The 9,909-nt window shown below is 62.6% G+C and carries 9 protein-coding genes; 6 read left to right on the forward strand and 3 right to left on the reverse strand.

The genetic code is table 11. From position 1 onward, the window contains the following. Positions 1-124: 124 nt before the first annotated feature. The 3 genes from KBY78_RS12705 to KBY78_RS12715 form a co-directional block, all read right to left on the reverse strand. Entirely contained in the window at positions 125-286 is a 162-nt protein-coding gene (locus KBY78_RS12705) for a hypothetical protein (protein WP_255143888.1), read from the reverse strand. Further along, complete coding sequence (locus KBY78_RS12710; protein WP_255143889.1) at positions 286-615, reverse strand: hypothetical protein; 330 nt, start codon at positions 613-615, stop codon at positions 286-288. Before KBY78_RS12710 ends, KBY78_RS12705 begins: the two co-directional genes overlap by 1 nt. A gap of 80 nt (positions 616-695) precedes the next feature. Next, positions 696-1,676: a hypothetical protein gene (locus KBY78_RS12715; protein WP_255143890.1), complete on the reverse strand. Its 981-nt coding sequence runs from the start codon at positions 1,674-1,676 to the stop codon at positions 696-698. A gap of 194 nt (positions 1,677-1,870) precedes the next feature. Here KBY78_RS12715 and KBY78_RS12720 point away from each other — a divergent pair, with 194 nt between their 5' ends. The 6 genes from KBY78_RS12720 (at position 1,871) to KBY78_RS12745 (ending at position 9,837) form a co-directional block, all read left to right on the forward strand. After that, entirely contained in the window at positions 1,871-3,223 is a 1,353-nt protein-coding gene (locus tag KBY78_RS12720) for a hypothetical protein (protein WP_255143891.1), read from the forward strand. After that, positions 3,220-4,389, forward strand: coding sequence for a hypothetical protein (locus KBY78_RS12725; RefSeq protein ID WP_255143892.1), 1,170 nt, complete (start codon positions 3,220-3,222; stop codon positions 4,387-4,389). Before KBY78_RS12720 ends, KBY78_RS12725 begins: the two co-directional genes overlap by 4 nt. Beyond that, complete coding sequence (locus KBY78_RS12730) at positions 4,382-5,671, forward strand: tetratricopeptide repeat protein (protein ID WP_255143893.1); 1,290 nt, start codon at positions 4,382-4,384, stop codon at positions 5,669-5,671. Before KBY78_RS12725 ends, KBY78_RS12730 begins: the two co-directional genes overlap by 8 nt. A gap of 27 nt (positions 5,672-5,698) precedes the next feature. Further along, positions 5,699-8,323: a CHAT domain-containing tetratricopeptide repeat protein gene (locus KBY78_RS12735; protein ID WP_261350207.1), complete on the forward strand. Its 2,625-nt coding sequence runs from the start codon at positions 5,699-5,701 to the stop codon at positions 8,321-8,323. A gap of 207 nt (positions 8,324-8,530) precedes the next feature. Further along, positions 8,531-9,139 carry a DUF4433 domain-containing protein gene (locus tag KBY78_RS12740; protein WP_255143894.1) on the forward strand — a complete coding sequence of 203 codons (609 nt, stop codon included), beginning with the start codon at positions 8,531-8,533 and terminating at the stop codon, positions 9,137-9,139. 20 nt (positions 9,140-9,159) lie between these two features. Continuing rightward, entirely contained in the window at positions 9,160-9,837 is a 678-nt protein-coding gene (locus KBY78_RS12745; protein WP_255143895.1) for a macro domain-containing protein, read from the forward strand. Positions 9,838-9,909 lie beyond the last annotated feature (72 nt).

The following is a 9,909-nucleotide window of genomic DNA, read 5'->3' on the forward strand; positions in this document are numbered from 1 at the left end:
GCCGGGATCCGCTCCTCAATCGACACGTAGGAGAACAGGGAGCCGCTGCGCTCCCGGTGACCTCGCATCTGGACTGGGCAGTTGGCCCATTTTCGCAGATTTGGGCGGGTTTTTCAGCAAACTCTTAGGAACTGATCAGGGCCGGCCCTGCCGCCAGACGCGTGGAGGCCTGCACCGTCTCGATACAGCGGTGGGCGCGGCGCATAGCATCATCCTGGCTGCGGGCGCGGCCGATGTATTCAGCCATGGATCCATGGTGCAGCTGCAGCTCGGGGTTCATCGCCATCAGTGCTGATGATGTTGCCAGTCGGGGATTTCGCAGCGGCTGATCACAGCCCCGCCGGGGCAGGGCCCGTGGGCTGAGAAGAAGCGGGTGACATAGGCGAACAGGCGCTCACGGTCACTGAGGGTGTCCTGTAGCTCGCGACGATCGCTCTGGAGCTGTTGCACCTGCCGGCGCAGAAGCGTCTGCTGCTGAAGGGTCTCCTGCAGGGCATCTTCGAGGCTGCGGGCGTAGGTGTTGAGCTGGAGCGGTGCTTCCGGGCCGAAGTGGTGGAGAACCTCGAGCGACTCGTTGCTGATGTTGCTGAGGTAGGAGTCAGTGGTGGTGGTCATTGCAGAAGGAGGAGAGGGGAGGCGGCTGCCTCCGGTGCTCTCCTCTTGTTCCGGTATCGAGCCGGTGATTCGGCAGGGCTTCAGGCGATGCGGTGGCTGCCGGCCGCCCGCTGATTTGCCTTGCCGTAGGCCGAGAAGATGGAGATGCCAGCCAGCCCCAGCCAGCCCACCGGGCCGGCGCACACAAGGACGGTGGCCAGGGCACCCTTGCCCACCACCTCCAGGCTCTTCTGGTTGTATTGGGCCTCGCTGAGCTGGTGCTTCTGGGTGAGCAGCATCACCGCATCGGGTGCCACCAGACCGATGCCGGCGGTGAGGGGACTGGCGCCGAGCACCGCCTGGGTCACGGCCATGGTGGTGCCGCGCACTACGCCGTTGATGGCGCCGTTGGCAGCGTCCTGGCCGATCAACGCCTCGGCTTGTTCGGCCAGGTCGTAGCGGCCCGCGTCGCGGAAACCCTGAGCCTGCGCATAACGATGGGCCACGGCGATACCGCCGCCCATCACTCCGCCGAGAACACCGGTACCCAGGGTGTCACCCACGACTTCGGTGAGATCACCGGTGACGCCTGGGGTGGCCTGTTCGGCCACATCGAGGGTGTAGGCCTCGGCTTCTGCAATATCGGCCTCACTCATCGGGGTGTCCTGGAGCCTGCTGTTCAGCGACTCCGGGCCGTAGACGATGTTGCTGGCATCGCTGCTGCCGCCCTGGGCATGGGGCTCGATGTGCATGGCATCGATGGTCGGGTCGTTCACCACGGCCTCGACACCTTCAATGGAGCCTTGGGCTTCTGCATTGACGCGGTGCTCGAACTGCTCCCTTGCTTCTGCATCAGAGCGGCGGGGACCATCGTGGATGCCGTCGGTGCGGAGCTGCTCCTTGAGGTGCGAGGGGAGATCGTCGTAGCTCACCTGGCGGAAGGCCTCGACGCTGAAGAAGGCACCGGCGGCACCGGCGGCTGACGCCCCGACCGAGAACGGCACCTGCTCCAGGGAGTCCCCAACGGCTTGATGGATGCTGATGCTTTCGCTGGGCTGTGTCTTGGAGGTGGAGTGGGTCATGGTCAGAGCCCTGGTGCCGAGAGCGGCCAGGGGTGGGTGAAGGACGCCCACTCGTTGTTCTGCCGTCCACGTACTGATTCAACCCGCTCTGTAGGGATCAGATCGGTGGCAGACGATGACGGAACCCCGATTCCCCTGCCAGAGCGCTGCATCCTGCACAATGCTGCGACGGTGACAGGAGGCCGTAGGGCACCATGCTTCGCCCCAGTGACACGCCCTCAGCTGAGGCCAGTTGCGAGGGGTATCGCATCCTGCGTAGCCTCTCGTCCCGAGGAGTAATCGTCGGCCGCGAACCACCGGAAGCCCAGACAGCCCTGATCGAGCTGGGGCTGGAGGAAGTCCAGCAGCCCAGCCGCCCTCTCGACGAACTGCTGCTGGCGGAGACCCGGAAGAACGATCACCAGGGTGCCTTCCTCTGCCTGCGCTGCCGTGTGAGTTGGCCCCTGGAGCAGAAGATTCGGGCCATGCATCGCCAGCTGGCGGCGAACTATGGGGTTGAGCTGGTCGAACTGGCGGCCTTCTCCCTCGATGACATCGGGCGGCCGCTCTCCTACATCCAGGCGAACAACACTGCAGGGGCCAAGCGTCCTGCGCCGTTCACGGTGGAGGTGATCCGCACCTACGAGCCGGAGCAGAGCAGCCTCAGCCACTGGGCCCGCCAGAGGCTTGATGGACGGAACGATCTCAAGGCCTACCTGCTCCAGCAGGGTGTGAAGTGGATCGGTGACTGGGCTCTGCTGGGCGACTCCAGCCACAAGCAGGTGAGGGAGGCCGCCACCCAGCTCAGCGGCCGGCTCACGGCCGAGGCCGCTGAGGCTCTGCACCGCCGCTATCTCCCTCTCTACAGAAAGGAGAAGCTCCTCTACCGGCAGCGCACGGGCCGGCAGCGGGGCTGGGAGCCTGATGAGGTCTTCCTGCGCTTGATCGCACCCGAGCTTCCGCCCCAGCGCATCCGAGAGGACCTGCTGGACATCGCCGCTGCCGTACGACGCCTTCAGACCGGCCACTGGCAGAAGGCGGAGGCTGATCTGTGGGACACAGACGCCTGTGAGCGTTGGGCCGACACTTCCAGCTCACAGGCGGATGAGGATGATCCACTGGGCACGGAAGTGGCCCAGCTGATGGACAGGGTCGGCAGCGCATTCATTGAGCAGATGGTTTCCCAGCTGGAGGGCGAGGTTGAGCGCCGGATCTGGCAGGCCTGGGCCAGTGGCCTGCGGCAACGGCAGATCGCCGATCACTGCGGCACCAATCAGGCCCGGGTGAGCCGCACGCTGCAGGAGGAGCGGCGCGCCGGGGAGATCGCCACGCTGGTGATTGAGCAGCTGAGGCGCTCGGTCACTCCCGAGCGCGATGTGTTCTGGACGGCGATCTTCCGCTCACTCCAGAGCCAGCGGCAAGCAGAAGAGCGTCTGATGAATCACTTGCTCAGGCCCGAACAAGAAGGAGGCATCTCCCCGATGCACCGATGGGTGAAGCAGGCACTGGACTCCACAGACCCCGCGGGCGGCTGCGACGATGGCACTGGCGCAGGAGGTGCGTCATGACGACAAACCTTGCCGAGCGAGAAGGAAGCGGCTGGGGGCTGCCCCTGCACCCAGAGGCGATTCGCCTTAGCGAAGAGGAGATGGCCAGGGCAGCCGCCTTAGTGGATCTGGCGGAGGAACCGGAGCTTGCCTGGACGAGATACCTGCGGGGCCTGGCGCTGGCGGCCCTGAGCAAGGAGCTGAAGCATCGCAACGCCACCATCACGATTGGGCCTGAGCTGTCCCCGGAGGATCCGCAGCGGTTGCTGGCCCTCGACGGCCGTGCCACACAGTTGCTCTGCATCAGCCCTCTGGCCGATGCCGTGGCGGTGCCCCTCAGCCCCTGGCGGGACGCGGCAACGGCTCCTCAACTGCTGTTGCTCGCCCAGGTGGATGAGGACCATGGCACGGTTCAGTTCCTTGGCGTGCTGGATGCGGTTGGGTTAGTGGCCGAGATCAGGCGCCTCGGGGCGTCTGCCCAGGCAGCGGTGGAGCTGCCCCTGGAGCGGTTCGGGGGCGGACTGGAGCGGCTGCTGCGCTGGGTGAGGCTGCTGGAGCCTGATGCATTGCCCAGGGCAGGGCTTGGTGGCAGTTCCGTGGCGCAGGTAGGTGAGCGGACTGCCATGGCGGGGCTGCAGCAGTGGCTAGCGCAGGTGCTGAGCAGTCCAACCCTCATGCCGCTGCCCGTTCTGGGCACACGGGGAGGAGAGGCAGCGGTGGTGCGGTTGATCACGCCTGAGGTGAAGACCGCCGCTGATGGATCGGCGATGACCCAGGCGGTCTGCCCCACCCCCTCGATCTGGGCGGAAACACCGCTGGCGGAAATCCTGCTGGAACAGGAAGGGAAGGTGGTGTGGCAGCAGCTGGCGACCCGCAGGAACCCGATCGAAGGGCCGATCAGATGGCCGCTGGACCCTCTTCTGCCACAGCAACGCCTGATGATTTGTCTACGTCCCTATGGAGCGCCGGGTGGTGCCTACGCGGTGGTGACCCTGATCGCCCCCGATGCCGCTGTGATGCAGGAGGGAGATGAGGTGATTGAGAATGAGTTGAGAGAGTTACTGGAAGTGGATCCAGTGGTAATAAAGCCATCCCAACAAGAGGCCAGAGCCGTTACTGCAGAGGCTCGAGTACGCCAATGGCTGGCAATTGGTAGCAGAAGATTAGAGGTCTCTTCTGATGACTGATCCCAGCGAAGATGATCTGAAGAGACATATTAAAGAGCTATTTCAGACGTCGGGTGAGGATCACCCAGACGTCGCCAGGGCTCTCAACAACCTAGGCCAGCTATACGAAAACCAAGGCCTTTACAGCCAGGCGGAACCGCTCTACCAGCGCGCACTGGCGATCAGAGAGCAGGTACTGGGACCGGATCATCCCCATACCGCCGATAGCCTCAGCAGCTTGGCTCTGCTTTACAACGAGCAGAGTCTCCACAGACAAGCCGAACCGCTTTACCAGCGCGCCCTGGCGATCAGAGAAAAGGTGCTGGGGGAGGATCATCCTGATACCGCAACAAGCCTCTACTGCCTGGCTGCGCTCTACAACAGACAGGGCCTTTACAGCCAGGCGGAACCGCTCTACCAGCGCGCCCTAGTGATCAGTGAGCAGGTGCTGGGACCGGATCATCGTTTAACGGCTACCATTCTCAGCAGCCTGGCTCTGCTTTACAACGAGCAGGGTCTCTACAAACAGGCTGAACCACTCTATGAGCGCGCCTTGGCGATCAGAGAGCAGGCGCTAGGATCGGAGCATCCTACAACAGCCGCCAGTCTCAGAGCCCTGGCTCTGCTTTACAACAAGCAGGGTCTCTACAGCAAGGCTGAACCGCTCTACCAGCGCGCTTTGGCGATCCATGATCAAGTACTGGGGCCGAATCATCCCGATACCGCTACCAGCATCAATGATCTTGCTGCGTTGTACGCCAAACAGAATCGCTACAACGAGGCCGAACCACTCTTCCAGCAGGCGCTAGCAATCAGAGAGGAGGCGTTGGGGCCGGATCATCCTTCAACCGATTTCAGCCTGTACAGCTTAGCTAAGTTGTACCATGAACAGGGCTTTTACACTCAGGCCGAACCGCTCTTCCGGCGCGCTCTTGCGAACACCAAGCAGGTGTTGGGACATGATCATCCTAGAACTGCAGCCAGCCTTAGTAACCTGGCTTTAAACTATGCTGAGCAGGGCCTCTTCAGCAAGGCCGAACCGCTCTTCCAGTGCGCTCTAGAAATCTCCGAGCAGGAGTTGGGCCCGAATCATCCATCAACCGCCTCCTGCCTCAACAACCTGGCTGTGCTCTACAAAACGCAGGGCCATTACAGCCAGGCGGAACCGCTCCACCAGCGCGCCCTGGCGATCAGTGAGCAGGTGCTAGGGCCGAATCATCCCAAGACCGCCACGACCCTCAGGAACCTGGCTGAACTTTACGTCGACCAGGGCCTGTACAGCCAGGCAGAATCGCTTTATTAGCGGGCTCTGGCGATAGATGAGGAGGAGTTGGGCCCGAATCATCCATCAACCGCCTCCTGCCTCAACAACCTGGCTGTGCTCAACAAAACGCAGGGCCATTACAGCCAGGCGGAACCGCTCCACCAGCGCGCCCTGGCGATCAGTGAGCAGGTGCTGGGGCCGGATCATCCTTCAGTCGCCACCAACCTCACCAACCTGGCAGAATTGTACAGGAGCCAGGGACTTTACATCCAGGCTGAGCGAATCTATCAGCGCGCAAAGGCGATCAATGAGAAGGTGCTAGGACCGGATCATCCCGTTACGGCACTGAGCCTGAATAACCTGGCTGTCTTATACGTTAGCCAGGGTCTCTACAGCCAGGCTGATCCACTCTTCCAACGTGCACTAGCTATCAATGAAAAGGCGTTGGGCATGTATCACCCCTCAACTGCCACGATCTTGAATAACCTGGCTGAACTGTACAGTAGCCAGGGGCTGTACAGCCAGGCTGAACCGCTTTTCCAGCGAGCATTGGCAATCAAGGAGCAGGCGCTTCGGGCCGTGCATCCCGATGCCGCACTCATTCTGAACAACCTGGCTATATTATATCTTAATCAGGCTCTGTACAGCCAGGCTGAACCGCTCTTCCAGCGGGCACTGGCCATCAATGAGGAGGCGCTAGGCCCGGATCATCCTTCAATCGCCCTCAGTCTCAATAACCTGGCTGGGTTGTACAAGAGCCGGGGCCTTTACAAACAGGCCGAACCGCTTTTCCAGCGGGCCCTGACAATCTGTGAGTCAGTACTGGGATTTGATCATCCTTCTACAGCCGCGAGCCTCACCGGCCTGGCTGGGCTGTACCGGAAGCAGGGCTGCTTTAGCCAGGCCGAATCGCTCATCCAGCGCGCTCTAGCAATCACCGAGCAGGCGCTGGGTGAAGATCATCCATATACCTTTTTCAACCTCAATAACTTGGCCCTGCTATATACAGAATGGCAGAAGTATTCGATCGCCATTCCCTGCTTTGCGGCCTCGACACGCTCTCAGCTGAGCTGGCTCCACCGAGAGGCGCCGCTGATGGCGAGTGCCAACCGCAGACAGCTGTTGGACTTACGACAGGAACTGGAGCGGCTTCCCCTGGAGTTGATCGCCAATGATCCTAAGTTTTCGCAACTATTTTTATTTGCACGATTGAACCGTCACGGCCTGCTTCAGCAGATCGAGCAACGCCAGGCACAGGTGGCGAGTCTTCCTGGATTACATCGGCCTCTCGTTGAGCGTCTCCAGGCAGTGGTGTCAGTATTGGCATCCAGCCAGCTGGATCCCGATCGTCGAAGCGCTCTGGCAGAAGAAAGGGATCAGCTTGAGGCGCAGCTCTACCGCCTCCTCCCCGATCTGCAGATCAAGACTGTCGAGGTCAGCGATGTGGCAGCCGCCTTGCCGCCCGATGCTGCATTGATTGAATTTCAGCGGTACGTTCCACGAACCGATGTGGGGTCTGAGGCCGGCTCCTCGCCGCGGTACATGGCCTTCATCCTCTCGCCTGGAGGGAGGATCGAGGCGATCGACCTAGGGCCCGCCGCACCCCTTGAGGCAGCCATTGTGGAGGCCACTGCAGACACTGTCGATTGTTTTGCCGATGCGGCCCTTGCCTGGCGCGCCCTGAGTGAGCAGCTTCTCCCCCCTCTGCTGCCCCATCTCGAGGGCTGCCGGTGCTGGTACGTCTCCCTCGATGGTGAACTGCACCGTGTTCCCTTCCACGCCCTGCCCTTACCCCACCAACCGGATCAACTGCTCGTTGAGACGGTGAACATTCGGCTGGTGACCTCCGGCCGCGACCTGCTCGATCACCACCGCACTCCTGAGAGCATTTCTTCTGAAGGGCCAGGGCTGGTGGTGGCCGATCCCTCCTTCGATCAATCTTCCGGATCATCCAGCCAAGAACCCCCGGATATCGCCAGCCACCAATGGCGGTCTCGCGATATGGGCGCTCTGACCGTCTGGAAGCCCCTGCCAGGCACAGCAAAAGAAGGGAAGCAGCTGGCTGAACTGCTGGGTGCAAGCCTCCTAACCGGTACGGCCGCCACCACCCTCGCTGTGCAGCAAACCCAGCGGCCACGAGTGCTGCACATTGCGACCCATGGCTTTTTCCTCGCTGACCAGTCGGAGATGCAAACAGAGCAGCCCTGGCTACCTGCTGAGGGCAATGATCTGCTGGCCAGGTTCCGCGGGGAAGACCCGATGCTGCGCAGCGGCTTGGTGTTTGCCGGGGCAAACCATCCCGTTTCCGATCCCCAGGACGACGACGGCTACCTCACAGCCCAGGAGGCGGTTCACCTCGATCTGCAAGGCACTGAGCTGGTGACTCTCTCTGCCTGCGATGCAGGTAGGGGCGACATTCATGCCGGCGAGGGGGTCTATGGGCTACAGCGGGCTCTGATTGTTGCCGGCGCCCGCTCGATGCTCCTCAGTCTCTGGCAGGTGCCGGATGAGGCCACCTGTGAGTTCATGGTGCGCTTCTACACCCTCCTCAAGCAAGGTGCCGGCCGCTACGAGGCGCTCGTCGCCGTGCAGCGGGAGTTCCGCCATCACGACAACTTCGTCTGGCGGCACCCCTACTTCTGGGGAGCCTGGCAGCTGATTGGCGACTGGCGGCCCATCGAAGACCTCTGAGCCACGCCTTCGTCCTCCCGGCAGCCTGAATCCGCCCGGGCGGGGCGGCGGCACTGAATTGAGGATCTCGGACGGATAGGCGACCGCACGATGGGCTCGAACACCCTGAACCAGGCGGCCCTTGGTGCCTCGTTGACATGCTGAATCAGGCGTAGCTGGCACGAACAACGGGCAGGCACAGGAGAACCACTCCCTGCCTTTCCGGTCATGATCGCCAGCCTGTTCCACATCACCCATCTCGACAACGTGGCCTGCATCCTCCACAAGGGGCTGCTCTGCCGCAACCGCATCGAGACGCTCCACCTTCCCTATCTGGATCTCTCCGATGCCTCCTGCCAGGCACGCCGCTCCAGCCGGGATCTCGGAGGCCACACCGTCGATCTGCACAACTACGTGCCGCTGTTCATCGAACCCCGCAACGCCATGCTCTACCGCCTGGAGAAGACCCTGGCCGAATCTGGCGACGGGGACGATCTGGTGATTCTCGAGGTCAACGGCACCCCCGCCCAGTGGCACGCCAGCCTGCTGAGCGACGGCATCGCCTCCAGCCCGGCCACCCACCTCTTCCACGCCACCGATCCCGGTGGCTGGGAGGCCCTCGACTGGGATGCCATCCGCTGCCGCACCTGGAAGAATCAGCTTGCCAAACGCCACAAGATGGCGGAAGTGCTGGTGCACGGCACGCTGAATGGCCGCCACATCAGAAAGATCTGGGTCAAATCTCCCGCTGCGCTTCAGGCGCTACGCGCCAAGGTGGGCGGGAAAAACCTCCCAACCGCAACGGTGGCGGACGACGGCAGCCTCTTCTTCTCATGATCCACGACACCGCTGCCTCCGTGTTCAACACCTCTGCGGAGGTGGTGGTCAACACCGTGAACTGCGAGGGTGTGATGGGGGCCGGCCTGGCGCTTGAGTTCGCCCTTCGCCATCCCGATCTGGAGGCCGACTATCAGCTCCGCTGCAAGGCCGGCGCGGTGCAGATCGGCCGGCCCTATCTCTTTCCGGTAGCCGGCTGCCCCTATCGGGCAGTACTGAATTTCCCCACCAAACAGCACTGGCGATTTCCGTCCCGCCTGGGCTGGATCGAGCAGGCCTTGTCTTACATCGCATCCCACTACAGCCGGTCCAGCCCAGCGATCACCTCCCTGGCCCTGCCGCGGCTCGGCTGCGACAAGGGCGGGCTGAACTGGGCCGATGTGCGCCCCTTGATCGAGCGCCACCTCGCTGATCTCCCAGGCCTCACCGTCTACCTCTGCGCCGACAGCGCCCCGGCGGAGGGCACCGAGGCGGTAATGCTGACGGCCTTCGCCAGGGATCAGCAGGCCGGTGAGCTGCCTGCCTTCCTCAAGGGCAAGGCCCGCCAGGCCCTGCTCAAGTCATCCCCGCCGCCGCGCTTCCGTCAGCTGGCAGCCGTTGCCGGCGTGGGCAAGCAGAGCTATGCCCGCCTCTTCCAGCACTATTACCGCTGCGGTGACGCCGCCCAGCTCAGTCTGCTGGGCGTAGAGACAGCCTGAATCACTGGGCCATAGCCGGAACGAGAGGCGGGTGTCTCCCCAAAGGTCTGCCATGAGCCACCAACGCCTCGA

This window comes from Synechococcus sp. EJ6-Ellesmere (genome assembly GCF_024345875.1).
In the GTDB taxonomy this organism is placed as follows: Bacteria; Cyanobacteriota; Cyanobacteriia; order PCC-6307; family Cyanobiaceae; genus Regnicoccus_A; species Regnicoccus_A antarcticus.

What these genes read in the sequence shown, in the direction of transcription:
- KBY78_RS12740 (WP_255143894.1), top strand. Translation starts at nt 8,531, where the DNA reads ATGATCGCCAGCCTGTTCCACATCACCCATCTCGACAACGTGGCCTGC.
- KBY78_RS12710 (WP_255143889.1), bottom strand. Translation starts at nt 615, where the DNA reads ATGACCACCACCACTGACTCCTACCTCAGCAACATCAGCAACGAGTCG.
- KBY78_RS12720 (WP_255143891.1), top strand. Translation starts at nt 1,871, where the DNA reads ATGCTTCGCCCCAGTGACACGCCCTCAGCTGAGGCCAGTTGCGAGGGG.
- KBY78_RS12705 (WP_255143888.1), bottom strand. Translation starts at nt 286, where the DNA reads ATGGCGATGAACCCCGAGCTGCAGCTGCACCATGGATCCATGGCTGAA.
- KBY78_RS12725 (WP_255143892.1), top strand. Translation starts at nt 3,220, where the DNA reads ATGACGACAAACCTTGCCGAGCGAGAAGGAAGCGGCTGGGGGCTGCCC.
- KBY78_RS12730 (WP_255143893.1), top strand. Translation starts at nt 4,382, where the DNA reads ATGACTGATCCCAGCGAAGATGATCTGAAGAGACATATTAAAGAGCTA.
- KBY78_RS12715 (WP_255143890.1), bottom strand. Translation starts at nt 1,676, where the DNA reads ATGACCCACTCCACCTCCAAGACACAGCCCAGCGAAAGCATCAGCATC.